Source organism: Dietzia sp. NPDC055340, assembly GCF_053645335.1.
The window spans coordinates 38,821-57,592 of the sequence record NZ_JBSHML010000001.1; the positions used below are offsets into that span (position 1 = coordinate 38,821).

15 protein-coding genes and 1 tRNA gene are annotated in these 18,772 nt (G+C 70.2%); 5 read left to right on the plus strand and 11 right to left on the minus strand.

What is annotated here, in order from left to right; genetic code table 11:
* Positions 1-179: 179 nt before the first annotated feature.
* On the plus strand, positions 180-1,736 hold the full coding sequence (locus ACWIFB_RS00175; protein ID WP_454056921.1) for a hypothetical protein: 1,557 nt from the start codon (positions 180-182) through the stop codon (positions 1,734-1,736).
* Between the two features lie 423 nt (positions 1,737-2,159).
* Here ACWIFB_RS00175 and ACWIFB_RS00180 read toward each other — a convergent pair whose 3' ends face one another.
* The gene (locus ACWIFB_RS00180) at positions 2,160-3,038 is read right to left on the minus strand and encodes a universal stress protein (RefSeq protein ID WP_454056922.1); all 879 of its coding nucleotides are present in this window, start codon (positions 3,036-3,038) and stop codon (positions 2,160-2,162) included.
* A gap of 188 nt (positions 3,039-3,226) precedes the next feature.
* On the opposite strand from ACWIFB_RS00180, the gene ACWIFB_RS00185 reads away from it, so the two are divergent.
* The 3 genes from ACWIFB_RS00185 to ACWIFB_RS00195 all read left to right on the plus strand — a co-directional run bounded on the left by ACWIFB_RS00185 (position 3,227) and on the right by ACWIFB_RS00195 (position 5,881).
* Positions 3,227-3,673 carry a Fur family transcriptional regulator gene (locus ACWIFB_RS00185; protein WP_454056923.1) on the plus strand — a complete coding sequence of 149 codons (447 nt, stop codon included), beginning with the start codon at positions 3,227-3,229 and terminating at the stop codon, positions 3,671-3,673.
* 82 nt (positions 3,674-3,755) lie between these two features.
* Positions 3,756-5,282 carry a catalase gene (locus ACWIFB_RS00190; RefSeq protein WP_454056924.1) on the plus strand — a complete coding sequence of 509 codons (1,527 nt, stop codon included), beginning with the start codon at positions 3,756-3,758 and terminating at the stop codon, positions 5,280-5,282.
* Between the two features lie 113 nt (positions 5,283-5,395).
* Positions 5,396-5,881 (plus strand): Dps family protein, encoded by a 486-nt coding sequence (locus tag ACWIFB_RS00195; protein ID WP_454056925.1) that lies wholly within the window; start codon positions 5,396-5,398, stop codon positions 5,879-5,881.
* 211 nt (positions 5,882-6,092) lie between these two features.
* On the opposite strand, the gene mgtE is transcribed toward ACWIFB_RS00195, so the two are convergent.
* The 7 genes from mgtE to mbhE form a co-directional block, all read right to left on the minus strand.
* A complete protein-coding gene (mgtE, locus tag ACWIFB_RS00200; RefSeq protein ID WP_454057036.1) occupies positions 6,093-7,439 on the minus strand; it encodes a magnesium transporter in 1,347 nt (448 codons plus the stop codon).
* A gap of 64 nt (positions 7,440-7,503) precedes the next feature.
* A complete protein-coding gene (locus ACWIFB_RS00205; RefSeq protein WP_454056926.1) occupies positions 7,504-7,854 on the minus strand; it encodes a cation:proton antiporter in 351 nt (116 codons plus the stop codon).
* A 5-nt stretch (positions 7,855-7,859) separates the two neighbouring features.
* On the minus strand, positions 7,860-8,132 hold the full coding sequence (locus ACWIFB_RS00210) for a monovalent cation/H+ antiporter complex subunit F (RefSeq protein WP_454056927.1): 273 nt from the start codon (positions 8,130-8,132) through the stop codon (positions 7,860-7,862).
* Positions 8,129-8,461: a Na+/H+ antiporter subunit E gene (locus tag ACWIFB_RS00215; protein WP_454056928.1), complete on the minus strand. Its 333-nt coding sequence runs from the start codon at positions 8,459-8,461 to the stop codon at positions 8,129-8,131. The genes ACWIFB_RS00210 and ACWIFB_RS00215 overlap by 4 nt, the downstream gene beginning before the upstream one ends.
* The gene (locus ACWIFB_RS00220; RefSeq protein WP_454056929.1) at positions 8,458-10,029 is read right to left on the minus strand and encodes a proton-conducting transporter transmembrane domain-containing protein; all 1,572 of its coding nucleotides are present in this window, start codon (positions 10,027-10,029) and stop codon (positions 8,458-8,460) included. Before ACWIFB_RS00220 ends, ACWIFB_RS00215 begins: the two co-directional genes overlap by 4 nt.
* Positions 10,026-10,382 carry a sodium:proton antiporter gene (locus ACWIFB_RS00225; protein ID WP_230929838.1) on the minus strand — a complete coding sequence of 119 codons (357 nt, stop codon included), beginning with the start codon at positions 10,380-10,382 and terminating at the stop codon, positions 10,026-10,028. Before ACWIFB_RS00225 ends, ACWIFB_RS00220 begins: the two co-directional genes overlap by 4 nt.
* Positions 10,379-13,378, minus strand: coding sequence for a hydrogen gas-evolving membrane-bound hydrogenase subunit E (gene mbhE, locus ACWIFB_RS00230; RefSeq protein WP_454056930.1), 3,000 nt, complete (start codon positions 13,376-13,378; stop codon positions 10,379-10,381). Before mbhE ends, ACWIFB_RS00225 begins: the two co-directional genes overlap by 4 nt.
* Positions 13,379-13,573: 195 nt before the next feature.
* On the opposite strand from mbhE, the gene ACWIFB_RS00235 reads away from it, so the two are divergent.
* Positions 13,574-15,097, plus strand: a complete 1,524-nt coding sequence (locus ACWIFB_RS00235) for a hypothetical protein (protein ID WP_454056931.1) — start codon at positions 13,574-13,576, stop codon at positions 15,095-15,097.
* A 276-nt stretch (positions 15,098-15,373) separates the two neighbouring features.
* Here ACWIFB_RS00235 and ACWIFB_RS00240 read toward each other — a convergent pair whose 3' ends face one another.
* The 3 genes from ACWIFB_RS00240 to ACWIFB_RS00250 all read right to left on the minus strand — a co-directional run bounded on the left by ACWIFB_RS00240 (position 15,374) and on the right by ACWIFB_RS00250 (position 18,756).
* Positions 15,374-17,476 (minus strand): acyl-CoA dehydrogenase family protein, encoded by a 2,103-nt coding sequence (locus ACWIFB_RS00240; protein WP_454056932.1) that lies wholly within the window; start codon positions 17,474-17,476, stop codon positions 15,374-15,376.
* Between the two features lie 171 nt (positions 17,477-17,647).
* Positions 17,648-17,721 (minus strand) — tRNA-Pro (locus ACWIFB_RS00245).
* A 51-nt stretch (positions 17,722-17,772) separates the two neighbouring features.
* Positions 17,773-18,756, minus strand: coding sequence for a metallophosphoesterase (locus ACWIFB_RS00250; protein ID WP_454056933.1), 984 nt, complete (start codon positions 18,754-18,756; stop codon positions 17,773-17,775).
* Between the last annotated feature and the right edge of the window lie 16 nt (positions 18,757-18,772).

Consider the following 18,772-nt stretch of genomic DNA (forward strand, 5'->3'; position numbering starts at 1 on the left):
ATCTCAGATTAACGGAAATTACTTGTCGTCGTCATCGGCGCCGACCGTAGTGATCATCCACCGGTGTCGCCGCCGCGTTACACCGCACGAAGTGGAGCAAGTCGCAGCCAGCCGCGGCCCGGGCATGATGAGATCTGCCCATGCGGACTGTGCGGCGGGCTCTGGCGGCGACTGTGGCGATGGCGACGAGCGTGGCTGTACTCCACGCGCCGGCGGCCGGAGCGCAGGCGGCGTCACCACCCGGACTCGGACCCGTCGGCACGGCCACCGTCCACGGTGACGCCGCGTCCACCGACACGCTGCCCGGCCGGGGACCCGGCGTGAACCCGGCGATCACCTCGTCGCTCACCGGCGCGACCTGCTCGACCGTGTTCATCGGATCCGACGGCATGCCGGTCGCCCTGTGCACCTCGTACGTGGGCATGAATCCGCCCACCCCGTTGGCGCCGACGGTCAAGCTCTTCCACCCGGACACGGCCGACGTACTGACGGAGGTGCAGCTCGCCAAGGGCGCTCTGCTGGGCGGGGTGTACGGCTACCTCGATGACCGCGACCGGGTGGTGGTGGCCGACGGCAACCGCCGGCTGCTCGCCGTAGGGCATGAACGCACCGCCGAGGGGCCTTGGCGGATGACGGTCGAGGTTCTGGCCGATCTGTCGCCGGCCGTGCCGGAGGGTGACGCGATCACCGGCCTCATGCCCGCGTTCGACGGGCGCGTGTGGTTCGCCACGTCGAACGGGGTGGTGGGCACCGTGCGACCGGCCGGCGCCGGCCCCGAGGGTGGGGATGGAAACCATGACGACGACGACAACGACCCGGGACTGCGATTCCTCGCACTCCCCGCGGGCGAGCGGATCACCAACGGACTGACGATCCGCCCCGGTGGCGCGTCGGTGATCACCACCCGGGCGCTCTACGAGATCGATTCCGAGGCGGACGGGACGCCGGTCGTGCGCTGGCGGCACGGCTACGAGGTGGAGTCGGGTCGAAAGCCGGGCCTGCTCGCGTACGGATCGGGCACCACGCCCACCTACTTCGGGCCGGGGGACGGACTGATCGCGATCACCGACGATTCCGAGCACCCGGCCCTGCTCGTGTTGCGTCAGGCAGACGGATCCGAGGTGTGCCGGATGCCGGCGTTCGCCACGACGCTCGACCCGTCCACGGCGGCTGCGGACAGCGTGCTGATCGAGGGGCCCGCGGCCACCGAGAACTCGATCATCGCGTTCGGTGATGCGTTGGTGCTGGTCAACACCTATGGATTCGAGTACCCGCCGTTCGCGGTGGACGGGCCGGCGGTGCCGCCGTCTGCCCCGTACACCGGCGGCATGACCCGCATCGATGTGGATGTGAACGGGTCAGGCGCGGACGGGGCCTGCTCGCGCGCCTGGACCTCACTGTCCCGGACGGCCTCGTTGCCCAAGCTCACCACCGGTGACGGGCAGATTCACGCTATGGCCTACGGCCCGGCCGCGGCGGGTGCCCCACTCGGTTCTCTGCCAGACGTGCTTCCGGGCCAGGAACTGCTCGATCTGGGGCTGGCGCAGAAGGTCGGACCGGTGTTCGCCACCTCGACGGATGTCGAGACCGGCCGGGAGGTCATGCGTACCTTCGTGGGCCATGCCCCGCTGGACGAGCCTATGGAGCTCACCGGCACACTGGCCGCCCGTGGCGACGCACCTGGCGTGATGTGGCAGCCCACCCTGACCCGCATGCTCCGCATCGGCCCCGCCTGACCGCCCAGCTTGAGCACCCGGCCCGATCACCCGGCCGGGCTCGAGATCGGTCGCCAACCTGCAGGCATCGGCCGAGTGGGGGCCTGCTCAATCGCGACGGGATTTCACGAATCGCGATCGGATTCCACGAAACACGGCCGATCTGGGTGGCGACGCCCGCTTCGAGATCGTCCTCGCCGAACACCCAGCGAGTTGCGCGCCCTCGTGGACCGATTTCCTTCAGCGAACGCGACCCTGCGGGCGTCCCAGGAGGACCAATCAGGGCGCTTAGCCCCTCGGATAGCACGACACCTATCCGATCGCGCGCCACCTGGCGGATCTCATAGGCGGCGTTTGATCCGAGAGGTGTCCTGAGGGGCAGACCGCGCGGCAGCTCCGGAGCCGAGGAATGCGGCTCACGAAATTCGCCGGTCGGCGCCGCCGTCAGTCGGCCGGACGAATCACCGCGACAGCGCAGGGCGCGGTCTGCAGCAGGCGCCGGCTGACCGAGCCGAGCAGGAGCCCGGCAAAACCGCCGTGACCGCGCGATCCCGTGACCAGCAGCGACGAGCCGTCGGCCTCGTCGGCAATGGTGGTGGCGGGATCCCCCACCACCAGGATCAGCTCGAGCGAGACCCCGGGATGCCGCGCCTCGTGCGGGGCGAGGGCGCTCAGGACCTGCTCCTCGTCCTCGGCGAGCACGCTCTCGGCCAGCGTGTCGAGGTCGAACAGCGACGCCCCCGGCAGCTTGGGGACCTCCACCGAGTGCACGGCCCGCACGCTCGTGCCGCGCCGCTGTGCCTCGGCGAACGCGAACGCCGCGGCCGGGTCATTGGCCTTCGAGCCGTCGGCGGCCAGCACGACCGGGCCGCTGCCGGGACTCTCCGGCGTCCGCGGCGTGATCACGATGACCGGACAGGTCGCATGCTCCACTACACCTGCGGAGGTGGAGCCCATCGCGAAGTCCTCGCGCGCGGTGAGCCCGCGGCTGCCCACGATGATCGCCGACGCACCCCGGCCGGCTTCGATGAGCGCGCCCACGGGACTGTCCGCGATCACGCGGAACGACGCCTGCACGCCTGCGGTGAGCTCGGCGAGCTGGTCGCGCATCGCCCCCTCGACGTTCGCGCGGGCCGTCTCGTCGAACGCCACCACGCGTCCGACAGCCCGGTCGGCGGAGATCACGTTCAGCGCCACATCGTGGTCGCGGGCCCACTCAGCCGCCCACGCGACGGCCCTCCGGGCGTCTCGTGAGCCGTCGTAGCCGCACACCACCGGCCCCGCGGTGGCCTGCGGTGTTGTGTAGTCAGCGGTCTCCGACATGGCGTCCTCCTGCAGTGGCTTCGGTCGCGGGCCAGCCTAGTCGGCGCCCACGGCGCGGGGAGGGGCGACGACGACAACGACCGCCCACTTCGACACCGCCACCGGGCACAGTACGTCCGCGAGAAGATCGTAGAAGCGATTCTCTCCAATTCTGGACTAATTCCAGATTGCCGACTAGGCTGGTGGCCATGACGACAGCGATGGAAGGTCCGGAGCAGCTGCTCCGCAACGCCGGGTTGAGGGTCACCTCTCCGCGGCTGGCTGTCCTCGTCGTCGTCGGCACCAACCCCCACATCGCGGCGGAGGACGTCGCCACCCACGTCCGCGAGCGGCTCGGCGCCGTGTCCACCCAGACCGTCTACGACGCATTGCGGGTCTGTACCGACGCCGGGCTGATGCGCCGAATCGAGCCCGCCGGATCTCCGGCGCGCTACGAGCGGCGCACGGGCGACAATCACCACCACCTCGTCTGCCGCCGGTGCGGCCGCATCGAGGACGTCGACTGCGCGGTCGGGCACGCCCCGTGCCTGACGGCGGACGACGATCACGGCTTCCAGATAGATGAAGCCGAGGTCAATTACTGGGGCATATGTCCCGAATGTCGGGCGAGCGAGGCCCTTCTCGTCGCAGACTGAGACACAGACCACATCCCAGGCGTCACAGGCTGGGACCCCCGACCACCTCACCACTCCACCCAACCCATGAGGAGCCACAGACGTGACCACGCACCCCGCCGACCGCGGCGTACGCAACATCGAGCCCAAGGCACCCACCACCACCGACGGCGGCGTGCCGGTCCCGCACGACGAGTTCAGCGCCCAGGTCGGCCGCCAGGGCCCGCAGCCGCTGCACGACTTCTACCTCATCGAGAAGCTCGCCCACTTCAACCGCGAGAACGTGCCCGAGCGACTGCCGCACGCCAAGGGCTCCGGCGCCTTCGGCGAGTTCGAGACCACCGAGGACATCTCCGACATCACCTGCGCCGGGCTGTTCCAGAAGGGCGTCAAGACCCCGATGCTCGCCCGCTTCTCCACCGTCGCCGGCGAGAAGGGCAGCCCGGACACCTGGCGCGACCCGCGCGGCTTCGCCCTGAAGTTCTACACCGAAGAGGGCAACTACGACATGGTCGGCAACAACACGCCGATCTTCTTCATCCGCGACGCGATCAAGTTCCCGGACTTCATCCACTCGCAGCGCCGCAAGAACGGCTCCGGCCTGCGCAACCACGCCATGCAGTGGGACTTCTGGACCCTGAGCCCGGAGTCGACCCACCAGGTCACCTGGCTCATGGGCGACCGGGGCATCCCGCGGACCTGGCGTCATATGGACGGGTTCAGCTCGCACACGTACCAGATGATCAACGCCGAGGGCGTGCGTCACTGGGTCAAGTTCCACTTCAAGACCAACCAGGGCATCGAGTTCTTCACCCAGGACGAGGCCGAGCGCAAGGACGGCGAGAACGCCGACTTCCACCGCGAGGACCTCTGGGTGAACATCCGCGAGGGCAACTACCCCTCCTGGGACCTGCACCTGCAGGTGATGCCCGTGGACGAGGCGGAGAACTACCGGTTCAACCCGTTCGACCTCACCAAGACCTGGTCGCAGAAGGACTATCCGCTGCGCAAGGTCGGCACCATGACGCTCAACCGGAACCCGGAGAGCCACTTCGCGCAGATCGAGCAGGCCGCGTTCGCGCCCACCAACATCGTGCGCGGCATCGGCTTCTCGCCCGACAAGATGCTGCTCGGCCGCGTGTTCGCGTACCCGGACATCCACCGCTACCGCATCGGCGCCAACTACCAGCAGCTGCCGGTCAACTCGCCGCTGTCCCCGGTCAACTCCTACTCCAAGGAGGGCCACATGCAGTACGAGTTCAACCACCCGGCCGTGGCCGAGTACCACCCCAACTCGATCGACGGGCCCACCGCCGACCCGGCCAAGGCCTACGACTTCGGCGCCTGGGACGCCGAGGGCTCCGAGATCTTCCGTGGGGACGTCAAGCCGCACGCGGAGGACACCGACCAGGCGCAGGCCACTACCCTGTACCGCGAGGTCATGGATGACGCCGCCCGCGAGCGCCTGCAGAACAATGTCGCGGGCCACGTGAGCGCGATCGACCCGTCGGAGACGGAACTGCTCGCGCGCGTGTACGCCTACTGGACCGCGGTCGACCCCGACCTCGGCGCCGCCATCAAGACCAAGGTCGAGGCCTCGGAGCGCGGTACCCACCGCCTGCGCGACTGACACGCGTCACACCGACGGGAAGGGCCGAGCAGGAATCGGCCCTTCCCGTCGGGCGTTGATACACAAGTAGAGAACCGTGCGGTCCGGATACGCCGGGCCAGAGAGGAGCCACCATGGCCACCGATTCCAAGAATGGTCCGATCACCTCGTTCGTCCCGGCCGAGCACCAGGAGGCCGTGTCGGGCGCCCTGCAGGAATCACTCGTCGACCTGATCGACCTGTCGCTGGTCGCCAAGCAGGCGCACTGGTCGGTCGTCGGCCCGCGGTTCCAGAGCGTGCACCTCGCGCTCGACGAGCTCGTCGCGGACGCGCGCGGCTTCACCGACGAGGTCGCCGAGCGGGCCACGGCCGTGGGCGTCAGCCCGGACGGCCGCGCCAAGACGGTCGCCGCAGACTCGGCGCTCGACGAGGCCTCGTCGGAGTTCGCCTCCGATGACAAGGTCATCCGCGTGATCACCGAGGCGCTCGCGGCCACGATCGTACGTCTGCGCGCCAACATCGCGAAGGTCGGCGGCGACCCGGTGACCGAGGATCTGCTCGTCGGCGTCAGCGCTCGACTCGAGCAGCTGCACTGGATGTGGGAGGCCAAGTCGGTCTGACCCGCTCGGCCCGTCCGGCCTCTCCCAGCCAGCTGGAATCCGCTGGCCCGGGGAGACTGCCCTTGACTTGCGCGCCCGGTTTGGACCAAACCGGGCGCGCAGGTCCGTCGAAAACCGGCAGACAGGACGCGTAAGTCAGGCCGGGCGGGCGCCAGCCGCCCAGGGCCGGCACCGGGCCCGGCCTGGTACCGGGCTCAGACCGTCAGGCCGCCTACAGCCCCAGCACCGCGCGGGCGATGAGGAAGTAGACGATCAACCCGGTGGCGTCGACGAAGGTCGAGATGAACGGGTTGGAGAACACCGCCGGATCGGCTCGCACGGTATTGGCGAGCAGCGGCATGACCCCGCCGACCGACGCCGCGATCGTGCACAGCGACAACAGCGTCAGCCCGATCACCAGCCCGAAATCGACCCCATAGACCAGACCCGCGACCGCGAACGCGACCGAGCCGAGAATCAGCCCGAGTGTGAATCCCGTGCGGGCCTCCTGCCAGAGGACACGGGCCGTGTCCCGTGGTCGCACATCTCCGAGGGCGAGGGCTCGCGTCACGGTGGTGGCCGCCTGGTTGCCGGTGTTGCCGCCGGTGCCGATGATGAGCGGCACGAACAGCGAGAGCGCCACGACCTGCTCGAGGGTCGACTCGAAGACCTCCAACACCTGGACCGTGAGCGTGGCGCCCACCGCCAGCACGAGCAACCAAAGCACACGAGAGCGCACGAGCGAGCGCATCGGGGTGGACAGGTACGGCCGGCGCAGCGGCTCGACACCGCCCTGGCGGGCCGTGTCCTCGGAGTCGGCGTCCTGGAGAATCCTCAGGGCATCGTCGAAGGTGAGGATTCCGACGAGGCGATGCTCGTCGTCGACGATCGGCAACACGATGAACCGCTCGCCCGAGCACCGGCGGGCGGCCTTCTCGTCGGACTCACGCGCGCGCGCCGACACGGCCTCGTTCATCAGTTCGCGGATCGGGGTGTCCGGGTCCGCTCTCATCACCGAGCGCAGGCCGACGATCCCCACGAGATGCCGCTCGTCGTCGGTGACGGGCAGCGCGTAGATCGTCTCGGTCCGGTCGATCCGCTGAAGGACCCGTTCGAGGGTCTGCCCGGCCGTGGTGTCGGGGTGTGTCGACACGTACTCCGGGCTCATGCGGCGCCCGACGGAGCCGACCGGGTAGTCGAGGACGGCCGCGGTCAGCGCCTGCTCCTCCGGGTCGAGCTCGCGCATCAGACGGGTGGCGACCTTGGCGGGCAGCTCGTCGATCAGACCGGCGCGATCGTCCGGGTCGAGCTCGGCGAAGATCTCGCTGACCCGGCTGTCGTGCAGGTCGTGGATGAGCTCGGACTGCAATGGCGGGTCGAGCGCCTCGAACACGTAGGTCGCGGTGTCCTTGGGCAGGAGCCGGAACATCACCGCCCGGTCCTTGGTGCCGCTTCGCTCGAGGACATCGACCACCAGCCACGGCGGCATCTCGTCCAGGACCTCGGCGGCGTTGCGCAGATCCCCGGCGTCGATCAGGGTGTCGACGCGACGTGCGGCCAGTACCGGGTCGTAGGCGATCCGGTCCGCCGCGTCGTCCGGGGACTCCGAGGGATCGTTGACTCCACGGGACGGGGCGCTCACGTCACTCCACTCCTGACAGGTCATCGTATGCGGTCCGGGGATCGAGCCGCGGGTCCGCCCGGTACGCGGCCCGGGCGAGCGTGATGGAGGCGACGGAGGTCACCACCACGGTCGCGCCCAAAGCGACCAGCGCCATTATCAGCCCCGACCAGCGGAAACCGCCGGTGAGGTCATCGACATACGCGGCCACGATGAACAGCATCATGCCCAATCCGGTGGCGACGGACAGGATGTTGATGCGGGTCAGCGCGTCGCGGGCCCGGTTCATGGACACCGCGGCCACGAGGAAGCACAGCGAGCCCAGCAGTGCGGGCACGCCGATCAGCAGGTCGCTGATCACCGAATCGGCCATCTGACTCACCTCCGACCTCTCGAGAGCAACCGTGCCAGGGCGACGGTGGACAGAACGCCGAGCAGCGAACCGAGCATCACCACGTCCAGGGAGACGGCCGACCCCGTACGGATCACGAACATCACGAACAGCGCAACGGCGCAGAAGTACGTGAGGTCGGCCATCACGGCACGGTTGGCATCGCCCGGGCCGCGCATCGCGCGGTACGCCGCGACCAGCATGCTCGTCGCGACGATCACCGTGGCCAACCCCAGCAGAACGGTGAGCAACGGACTCATGACTTCTCACCTCGCAGGACGGACAGGATGCGGTCCTCGGTCTCGGCGAGCATCTCGACCATCTCCTCGCGCGGCCCGCCGAGTACCACGTGCACCCACAGGTCGGTCTCGCCGATCACCGTCACCAGGGTGCCGGGGGTGACGGTGATGGCCCAGGCCAGTGCGGTCACCTCGATGTCGGTGCGGCAGCGCATCGGATACCGGACCAGGACCGGGTTGCCCACGGGTCCGGGGGTCATCGCGGTGACGGCCAACGCCCACGACGACGCCACCACGTTCCACAGCAGCCACCCCAGTACTAGCGGGGCCCGCAGGATGCGCCCGATCACGAGACACCCCCCACTGTCGTGGCGGTCAGCGCGTCGGCACCGCCGAGCACCGCCTGCACGTACGCCGCGGTGTCGACCAATCCGTCCACGGCCCGGTCGACCTCCGAGCCCACCTCACCGTAACCGAGGAACATCGCCACCGAGACCGCGACGAGCGCGCCACCCGGCACGAGCAGCCGGCCCGGTATGCGGGGACGGGTGGGCGCGTTGTCGTCGTCATCCCGGTCCGGCGAGACAGTGCCGGACGCGTCACCGTCGGGCGCGTCACCTTCGGACGCGGCGTCGCTCCACATGATCCCCCGCCACAGGCGGAGCATCGCCACGAGGCCGATGAGGGACCCGAGCAGAACGACGACGACGGTGACGACCCCCCACACCGTGCCGGGGGCGAGGGCGGCGGACAGGACCTCGAGCTTGCCGATCAGACCCGAGGTGGGCGGCAGTCCGACGAGGGCCGCGATCGCGAGCACCATGAGCACGGCGAGCGGTCGCTCGCGGTGCCACAGATCGGTGAGCGTGCCGAGGCGGTCGCTGCGGTAGAGGTGCTCGGCCGCCCCGACGAGCAGGATGAGCGCGCCGATCGTGACCATGTGGTGGATCATGTAGACGATCGCCCCGCCCGGCGCGGACGCCACCACCAGCGCGGCGAGGATGACACCGACCCCGGAGACCATCTGCCAGGCCAGGATCTCGCGGGCGTCGACGGGCGCTGCCGAGGCGATGGCGCCCCACAGGATCGTGATGAGCGCGACCACCAGGATGACGCGGCCCCACGCGGGGTCCAGGTCGAAGGCGGTGGCCCAGATGCGGATGACCGCGTACAGCGCGACCTTGGTGTGCAGCGCCGAGAACAGGGCCATCACGCCGGCCGAGGTGCCGGGGTAGGCGCGGGGCAGCCAGCCGTGGACGGGGACCGCGCCCGCCTTGATGCACAGCGCCATCACCACGATGCCCAGCGCCGCGGCGACGCGGCCGTCCTCGCTCGCCGCGCCCGCCAGTGCCGCGAGGTTGACCGCCCCGGCCGAGGCGTAGACGAAGCCCACTCCGGCGAGCAGCACGGTCGAGGTGAGGAGGTTGACCACCACGAACAGCCGACCCACGCCCAGCCGCCGCCAGCCGCCGGTCATCGCGATGAGCGCGTACGAGGGCAGCAGCATGACCTCGACGAACACGAACAGGTTGAACAGGTCCCCGGTGAGCAGGGCCCCGTTGGCGCCGGCCAGAAGGAGCAGCACCAGGGGGGCGAAGTAGCGACTCCGGGCGAACTCGCCGGTGAGGTCGCAGAACAGGACCGCCGCGGCCGCCACGACTCCCGTCGCGACGAGCATGATCGCGGCGAAGGAGTCGGAGACCATCGGGATGGCCACTCCGGGGACGAACGCGCCCACCTGGGCGGCCACCACGGGCTCGGCGTGGTGGTGCACGAGCAGGCCGATGCCCGAGACGGCGGTGACGGCGGGGACGGCCAGCGCGAGCAGACGGCCGACGACCCGCCACGGCATCATCGCGGCGATCGCCGCGGCCATGACCGGGACGGCGGCCAGCAGCGGCAGGAGCAGTGCGATCATGCGGCACCCTCCCGTCCGGTGGTGGTGAAGGCCTCGTCGCCGGTGTCCGGGACGTCGTGGGTGTCGTCATCGCGCCCCACCACGGCGAGCGACAGCATGAACACGGTGACCGCCATGGTGATGACGATGGCGGTGAGCACGAACGCCTGGGGGAGCGGGTCGGCGGAGATGTCGCTGCTGTTGACGTCCGCAAGCGGTTCGCTTCGCCACGCGGACACCCCGGACGAGAGCAACATCAGGTTGACGGCGTGACTGAACAGGCCGAGGCCGAACACGACGCGGACCATGCCGCGCTGCATCATCAGGTAGACCCCACCGCCGGTGAGGACACCGATCATGATCGCCAGGGTCATCGGCTCGCCTCCACGGTCTGGTCGGTGCCGGGGACCGCGTCGACGGCGGTGCCCTCCGCGCCGAGGGTGTTGAACGCGGTCATGACCAGGCCCAGCACACCGAAGAAGACCCCGAGGTCGAAGAACAGTGCGCTGCTGATGTGCTGGCCGAGGATGTACCAGTGCGCGGGCTCGAGGAACTCGCCCAATGCGTAGCCGCCGACCCCGGTGAGGCCTGCGAGGATGAGCCCGCCGCCGATGAACATGACCGGGGTGGACGGCTTGCTCACCGGGGAGTCCGACTCGCGGGACAGGTAGTAGAGGGCGAACGCGCAGGAGGCGACGAGCGCGGCGATGAACCCTCCGCCGGGCTCGTTGTGCCCTCGCCAGAGCAGCAGCACCGATACGACGGCGAGGGTGGGTGCCACGCCGCGGGACAGCAGGCGCAGCGGCATGGTGTTGCGGTCGGCGTCCTCGAGCGCCGTCTCGGCCTCGCCGGTGGCCTGCTCGGTGCCGGGGAGGAAGTCGTCGTCCTGATTGTCGACGGTGTTGTTGCTGGCACGGCTGCGGACCGAGCCGAGGACGGCGAGGATCGCGATCCCGGCCACCCCGAGGACGGAGACCTCGCCGAAGGTGTCGAGCGCACGGAACTCCACGAGGATCGTGTTGACCACGTTGGCGCCGCCGGTGATGTCCGGCCCGTTCTCGAGCAGGTACATGCCGATCGGCGAGCGCTCGCGGCGCCCGCTGAAGACGAGCGCGGCGGCGGTGGCGACCAGGCCCGAGGCCACGCCAAGCACGATCGCCGCGGTGCGGCGGGGGCGGGTCGGGGCGATGAAGTCCTTCGGCAGCCGGCGCAGGACCAGCATGAACATGATGATGGTCAGCGCCTCGACCAGCAACTGGGTCATGCCCACGTCGGGGGCGCCGAGACCAAAGATCTGGATGGTCACCGCGATGCCGACGGCCGAGAGCAACACCACCGCCGCCAGCCGCGAGCGCGCCGTGCACAGCCCGATGACGGAGAGCACCACGACGATCAGCAGCACCACGTCGATCGTCCGGTCGAGGTCGCCGACCCGGGCGGGCAGGGTGGCCCCGGTCGCGAACGCCCACGCGCCGAGCCCCACGCCGTAGACGCAGACCGTCGCGATGAGTGCGCCGGCGTGCCGTGCGGGGGAGTCGGAGGCGGTGGGCCGCAACAAGGCGCGGCCCGCGCTGACGGTGCCGCGCATCATCGACTCGAGAACCTCCGCGCCGGTGAACGGCAGCAGGTCGCGGTCCAGCGCCCGATCGAGGACGCGGCGTTGCCAGACGAGCAGGGCGCCGACGACCAGGATGAGCGCGGTGAGCCCGAGCTCGAGCGTGAACCCGTGCCACAGGGCCAGGTGTGGTTCGTACTCGAGGTCCGCCGGGTCGAAGTCGGCGGGCAGGGCGGGGCGGGCGATCTTGTCGTGATAGAGCGGCAACCACCCGAACGGGCCCGCGGCCGCGCGGGCGATGGCGCCCATGGGGGCATCGAGGATTGCCACGACCAGCGCGAGTGGCAGACCGATGACCGCGGGCAGAGCGGCAGGAAGCAACAGTCGTACCGGCGCCTCGTGCACGTCGGCAACCGGCGTCACGCCGTCGGCCTCGAGCCCCCGGTCCTGACGGTAGAGACCCAGGAACCCGCCCATGACGATGCGGGCGCAGTAGAGGAACGTGAGGATCGCGCCGACCACCGCCGCGGCCAGCAGCACTGTCACGGCGACGGAGTTCCCGCCAGCGGCCTCGCCGAACGCGGTGAGCATCGACTCCTTGGACACGAAACCCAGCGTGGGCGGGATGCCGGCCATGGCCGCCGCCCCCAGGACGGTGGCCCCGAAGGTCCACGGCATGCGCCGCCACAGGGGGCCGAGGTCCCGGATGTCGCGCGACCCGGCCTCGTGGTCCACCACGCCGACCAGCATGAACAGTCCCGACTTGAACAGGGCGTGCGCGAGCGTGTGCAGTGCGGCGGCCGCGAGTGCGGCCTGCGTACCGATGCCGATGGTGGCGATGATCCAGCCCAGCTGGCTCACCGTCGAGTACGCCATGAGTTGCTTGAGATCGGTCTTCTGCAGAGCGAACACCGCCGCCATGACGGCCGTGCCCATGCCGACGGTCACGAGCAGCGCGTTCCACACCGCCACGTCGTGGAAGATCGGCGAGAAGCGGATGAGCAGGAAGATGCCGGCCTTCACCACGGCCGCGGCGTGCAGGTACGCGCTGACCGGCGTGATGGCGGCCATCGCGTCCGGCAGCCAGAAGTGGAACGGGAACTGGGCGGACTTGGTGAAAGCGGCCAGCGCCACCAGCACCGCGATCGCTGCTGTGAACTTCGGATCGGTGGACCACACGTTGTGGACCAGGGCCCCCGAGATCGAGGTGGCGCCGGTTCGCAGCCAGATAGCGACGACCGCCGCCAGCAGGGCCAGACCGCCGAGGAACGTCACGACCAGCGTCCGGAACGCCGAGGAGTACGCCTTGCGGCCCGAGTTCGCGATTAGCGCGAACGACGCCAGCGACGTGAGTTCCCAACAGACGAAGAGTAGGACCAGCGAGTCCGTGAGGACCAACCCCAGCATTGAGACCGTGAACAGCGTCATGAGCTGGTAGAAGCCGTAGTGCTGCGGTCCGCCGCGCCCACCACCGGAACCGCCGCCGGCGTGGCTGAGCACAGCACGCCCGGGCAGGTACGAGGTGGAATAGACGAGCACGATCGCGCCGATCACCAGCGCGAGCATCGCGAAGAACAACCCGGTGGGATCGGCGAACAGATCCAGGGTCCAGTTCCGCGCCGGCACCCACGGTATGCGCACGACCCGGTCTGGCATGCCCGAGAGGGCCCGCGAGATCGGCGGCAGCAGCGCCACCGCCCCGGCGAGATACAGCGCGGCCAGTGGCCACCCGGCACCTCGCCCGAGCCAACGGGTCAGTGGCCACGCCAGCAGTGCGGCGAGTCCGGCCGCGGCGATTGCGAGGACGGGGCTCATGGCTCCTTCCTGCGGCGGCAGCGCGCGGGGGTCAGACGCTGCGAGGGGCAGCCGAGGTCGGTCACACCGGTCACACCCGGCGGCGTTCCGGCTGTGATCCGTTTTGCAGGAGTTTAACAACCGACTGTGACACCGATCCGATGACGTGCCGGGTGACCTGCGGGAACGTCGCTGTCCAGCGGATACGCTGCCGACATGAGCCCCTCGAAGTCACCTTCGGCGAAGCCATTCGCGATCCCGGCCGCGAACGCGAACGCGGGTGCGGGCACCGGACCTGCACCCGATCCGGACACCGCACCCGATCCGGACACCGCACCCGATCCGGACACCGACGTCCTACCCACGGTGGACGCGGACGCGGAGGAAGCCGGGCAGGAGCATGAGCCTGACGACGCGACCGCCGGCCCGGGCGTGATCCGACGCCTCGTCGGCCTGATCCTCATCGTCATCCCGCTCGCTCTGGCCGCGCTCTGGGCCGTGGTGGGCCCGGCCCCACAGCAGCCCGACGCCGCCGCCGGCACGGGCGGCCCCGTCCAGTCGGCACTGTCGGAAGCCTCGGCCAACTCCTCGTTCACGGTCGCCGGTACCGGCCAGCTGCGCGACGGCACCGCCGAACTGTCTGGCGGCGCGGACCAGCTGCGCGACGGCTCGGCCGAGCTCGCGGCCGGGATGGAGCAACTCCAGAACGGGATGGGGCAGGCGGGCACGGGCGCCGACGAAGTCGCCGGCGGGGTGGGCCGGCTCGTCGGCGCCGTCCGCGGTGTCGCCGTGATCCAGGGCCAGGTCCTGACCGCGATCGACGACGCCGTCTCCCGACTCCAGGGTGACGCCCCCGAGAACGTTCGGGCCCGCGAGGCCCTGCTCGGGCTCAAGAGTCAGCTCCAGTCCCAGGGCATGAACCAGGGCATGCTGAACGACCTCGACCGTCTCTCCGGTGGCGCCGACGAACTCGCCCGCCAGCTCTCCGCCCCCGGAGCCCCACTGCGCGACGGCATCTACGAGGCCACCCGCGGCTCCCGCGAACTGGCCACCGGAGCGGCCACCCTCGCCGACGGCGCCGGCACCCTCCGCGACGGCGCCGCCAGTGTGTCCGACTCGGCCGGCCGCACCCAGGACGCGATCGGCAAGACCGGCCGCGCCCTGGCCGCCGAGCAGGGCGACGCCGGGCTCGAGGCCGCCGCGGCCGCGCAGGACTCGCAGCGGCGCACGTCGGCCGGGATCCTCGGGGTGGCCGCGGCCGCCGTCCTGGGGGCGCTGCTCGTCCAGCTCGTCCGCCGGCCGGGCTCCTCGCTCGCCGAGCAGATCCTGGCCCTGATCGTGCTCACCGCGGGCCTGTCCGCGTGGGGGCTGGCCACGGCGGATGTCCCGTCCGTCGTCTCGGCGATCGCGGTCGTGGCGGTGGTGGGCCTCGTCGTCGTCGCATCCTCCCTGCTCTGGCGCGCGCTCGGCGCGGTGCTGGGGGAGTGGCCGGGCCGGATCGTCGCGGTGGTCCTCGCGGGGCTCTCCGCCGGCGTGGCGTGGTGGGTGTGGGTCGCGGGCGGCGCGCCGTCGGCGGTGGTCACGGCCACCTCGGCGACGACGACGGGGCAGGCCACCGCAGCCCTGGACGCCCTCCTGTTGGCCGGATCGAGCTCGGTCGTGTGGACTGCGGCTGTCGTCCTGGTCGCCGTGGCCGTGTGCTCCGGATTGGCCGTCCGCGTGGCCGCCGCCCGTAAATAAGCCGGAACCCGCTACCGCCGCTCGGATCTGCCCTTCACCCGGGTCCGCCACCCGCCGCGCGGGTCCGCCACCCCGTCGCACGATCCGCTACCCGGCCGCACGATCCGCCCGACCCCGGCCGAGCCGTTCGGTTGCAAGACACTCCCCTCCGGTTGCACGACAAACTGTGCGAAATTCGTGCCGGATCTCGCACCAGATGTCTTGCAGCTACGGGGTGATGTCGTGCAACCGCGGCGGGAGGGGGCAGGCGTCGGGCAGGTGTCGGTCAGGCGTCGGTCAAGCGTCGGTGGGATCCGCGATGCTGTCGACGCCGCCGCCGTTGAGCATCGGCACCTCGAACACGAACTCGGGAACCGCGAAGGCGTCGACAAGCGTCCGCGCCCGGCCGGCGAGCTTCGTACACAGCCGGTTGTAGGCCGCGGTGGCCGCCTTGGTGCGCTCGGTGGTCAGGCGGTTGTGCTCGAGGAACCAGCCCTTGTCGCGGTCCACGATGTCGAGCACGTACAAGTCGCACAGCATGCCCAGGACCTCCTTGGCCTCCGGGTCCTCGCAGGCGTCGACGGCCTCGGCGAACCGGGAGAACACCCAGCTGTCCATGTGCGCGCGGCCGGCCTGCAGCAGGTGGTCCTGGGCCGAGTTGAACACCTTGAACGCCGCCGAGCCGTCCTGCCCCTGGGCCTTACGCAGACGCCGGGCCACGGTCTCCAGCAGGTGCTCCTCGCGGTCCACGAGCAGCTCGAGCTGATTGCCGCGGTCCAGGATGTCGGTGTGCTCGCGATCCGTCACCGCGTCGACGAGCTTCTGCCACAGCGTCGACGTGCGGGCCTTCTCCTGCACCACGTCGGCGACCGTGTTGAACGCGAACGCCACGGTCTCGCGCTGGTCCATGTCGCCGAACTCCGCCGCGTAGGCGCTCATCAGCTCCTTGCCGACGAGCTGGGTGAGCACCACGTTGTCGCCCTCGAACGTCGAGAACACGTCGCAGTCCTTGCGCATCTCCGTGAGCAGGTTCTCGGCCATGTAGCCGGCGCCGCCGCAGGCCAGGCGCGCCTCGGTGATGCTGTCGTTGGCGAACGAGGTGACCGTGGCCTTGATCCCGGCCGCGTGGGTCTCCATCTCGCGACGACGAACCTCGTCGAAGGCGTCCGGGTTCTCCTCGAACTCGGCCAGCTCGGCCACGATCGCGTTCTGCGCGCAGGCGTAGGCGTACGCGCGGGCGACGAGCGGCATAAGGCGACGCTGGTGCTCGCGGTACTCCAGCAGCGGGATGCCCTTGCCCGTCTCCGGGTGGTCGAACTGGCGGCGGATCAGCGAGTAGCGCACCGCCAGCGCCAGCGCCGTGCGGGCCGAGGCGCCCGACGCCGCGCCCACCGACACCCGGCCGCGGATCAGCGTGCCGAGCATCGTGAAGAACCGGGCCCCCACCGAGTCGATCGGCGAGGAATAGCGGCCCTGCTCGTCGACGGAACCGAACCGGTTGAGCAGCGCCTCCCGCGGGACCCGGACCTCGTCGAACCTGATCCGCCCGTTGTCCACTCCCAGCAGGCCGCCCTTGTGGCCGTGGTCGGTGATCGTCACGCCGGGCATGACGTCACCGGCCTCGTCCCGGATCGGCACGAGCAGGCAGTGGACGCCGTGGCGCAGTTCCTCGCCGTTCTCGACGGTGACGAGCTGAGCGAACACGGCGGCCAGCCGGCCGTCGCGCGCGGCGTTGCCGATGTAGGCCTTCTCCGCACTAGGCGTGGGGGTGTTGACCACGAACTCGCCGGTCTCGGCATCGAATGTCGCCGTGGTCTCCAGGTTCTGCACATCGGAGCCCTGGCCGATCTCCGTCATCGCGAAGCAGCCCAGCAGGTCCAGCGACATCACGCTCGGCAGGAACTTCTTGCGGGTCTCCGCGTCGCCGAGGTTGGCGATCGCCCCGCCGAACAGCCCCCACTGCACACCGGCCTTGACCATCACCGACAGGTCCAGGTGGCCGAGCAGTTCGAACGAGGTGAGGGCGGCGCCCGTGTCACCGGTGCCGCCGTCCTCCTCGCGGAATCCGAGCCGTGGCATCCCCGATTCGGCGAGACGCTGCAACTGCGTCAACGTGTGGGCCCGCTGTTCCTCCATGGTCAGCCCGAGCGGGTTGACCATGTCCCGGGTCATGGCCGCGCGGGTCTCCGCACGCGTATCCGACCACGCGCCGTCCAGAACCTTCTGCAGCGCAGCCGACAGCTCGGCGTTGCCCCGGCCGCTCGTGGTGATGCGGCCGAAGTTCGGGTGGACCGAGGAGGCGGCGTCGGCAGCGCCGGACGCGGCGGCGTCAGCGGCAGAGGCGCCGACTTCGGTGGCGGCGGCGGAATCGGCGTGGGGGGCGTCGTTCTGGGAGGTCATGCCACGACCTTACGGACCGGCGAGACCGGGGTGCACCGAAAATCCGAGGAGAGGTGACGGAGATCGCCGCCACAGAGCAGGAGTTCCGGATCGCAGTCATCCTGCAGGTCAGCGAATGCGCGCAAATGGCGGAAGTCCCGGGCCACATCCGTGACCCGGGACTTCTCATTGTCGGGGTAGCGGGATTCGAACCCACGACCTCTTCGTCCCGAACGAAGCACGCTACCAAGCTGCGCCATACCCCGGTGACAACGATGGATACTCTAGCGCCCCACCCCGAGAATCGCGAAACCGGGTCAGGCGGGCTGCGGAATCCGTTCCTGTAGAGGCGTCACCGGGACCTCGGCGTCGTCGTCGCCACCTCCCGGAACGGCGATCAGTTCCAACAGCGTGGCCTCGGGCCGACAGAACGTCCGAACAGGCACAAACGGCGAGGTCCCGAGCCCCGCCGACACGTGCAGGATGAGGTTGCGACCCCACGCCGACAGACCCTGGACCCGCGAGCGGTCGATGCCGCAGTTGGTGACGATCGCGCCCGTCGGCAGGCACAGCTGCCCGCCGTGGGTGTGGCCGGCGAACACGAGGTCGTAGCCGTCCGCGTCGAACCGGTCGAGAACGCGCGGCTCCGGGGTGTGCGCCAGGCCGATGCGCAGATCGAACGCGGGACCGGCGGGCCCCGCGATCTCGTCGTAGTGGTCCCGGCCGATATGCGGGTCGTCGACGCCGGCGACCAGCACGCGGCGCCCGTCGACATTGATCTCGGCGCGGCGATGGGTGGCGTCGACCCAGCCGCGCTCGGCGAACGCCGCCCGCAGATCCCGCCACGGCAACGGGATGGAGGAGTGCTTCTTCCGGCCGATCCCGATGTAGGGCAGCGGATTCTTGGGCACCGGCGCGTAGTAGTCGTTGGAGCCGAACACGAACGCCCCGGGCCGGCCGAGCAGCGGGCCGAGCGCCTGGACGACCGACGGCACCGCCCGCTCGCTCGACAGGTTGTCGCCGGTGTTGATCACCAGATCCGGCTCGAGCGCGGCCAGCGAGGTGAGGAACTGCTGCTTGCGCCTCTGGCCCGGCATCATGTGAAGGTCCGAGATGTGCAGGATCGTCAGCGGCTCGGACCCGGGGGCCAGCAGGGGCAGGGACTGGCGGCGCAGAGCGAAATTGTTGCGCTCCCAGCCGCTCGCGTAGGCGGTCCCGGCGACGACGGCCCCGGCGACCAGGGCCGCCGCACGGGTGGCCGACTGAGTGGAACTGCGGGTCTTGCGAGTGGGGCGCTGCATCCGTCCAGACTACCGG

What these genes read in the sequence shown, in the direction of transcription:
- ACWIFB_RS00175 (WP_454056921.1), top strand. Translation starts at nt 180, where the DNA reads ATGGCGACGAGCGTGGCTGTACTCCACGCGCCGGCGGCCGGAGCGCAG.
- ACWIFB_RS00205 (WP_454056926.1), bottom strand. Translation starts at nt 7,854, where the DNA reads ATGGCCGATTCGGTGATCAGCGACCTGCTGATCGGCGTGCCCGCACTG.
- ACWIFB_RS00250 (WP_454056933.1), bottom strand. Translation starts at nt 18,756, where the DNA reads ATGCAGCGCCCCACTCGCAAGACCCGCAGTTCCACTCAGTCGGCCACC.
- ACWIFB_RS00210 (WP_454056927.1), bottom strand. Translation starts at nt 8,132, where the DNA reads ATGAGTCCGTTGCTCACCGTTCTGCTGGGGTTGGCCACGGTGATCGTC.
- ACWIFB_RS00225 (WP_230929838.1), bottom strand. Translation starts at nt 10,382, where the DNA reads ATGACCCTGGCGATCATGATCGGTGTCCTCACCGGCGGTGGGGTCTAC.
- ACWIFB_RS00195 (WP_454056925.1), top strand. Translation starts at nt 5,396, where the DNA reads ATGGCCACCGATTCCAAGAATGGTCCGATCACCTCGTTCGTCCCGGCC.
- mbhE (WP_454056930.1), bottom strand. Translation starts at nt 13,378, where the DNA reads ATGAGCCCCGTCCTCGCAATCGCCGCGGCCGGACTCGCCGCACTGCTG.
- ACWIFB_RS00235 (WP_454056931.1), top strand. Translation starts at nt 13,574, where the DNA reads ATGAGCCCCTCGAAGTCACCTTCGGCGAAGCCATTCGCGATCCCGGCC.
- ACWIFB_RS00185 (WP_454056923.1), top strand. Translation starts at nt 3,227, where the DNA reads ATGACGACAGCGATGGAAGGTCCGGAGCAGCTGCTCCGCAACGCCGGG.
- ACWIFB_RS00180 (WP_454056922.1), bottom strand. Translation starts at nt 3,038, where the DNA reads ATGTCGGAGACCGCTGACTACACAACACCGCAGGCCACCGCGGGGCCG.
- ACWIFB_RS00220 (WP_454056929.1), bottom strand. Translation starts at nt 10,029, where the DNA reads ATGATCGCACTGCTCCTGCCGCTGCTGGCCGCCGTCCCGGTCATGGCC.
- ACWIFB_RS00240 (WP_454056932.1), bottom strand. Translation starts at nt 17,476, where the DNA reads ATGACCTCCCAGAACGACGCCCCCCACGCCGATTCCGCCGCCGCCACC.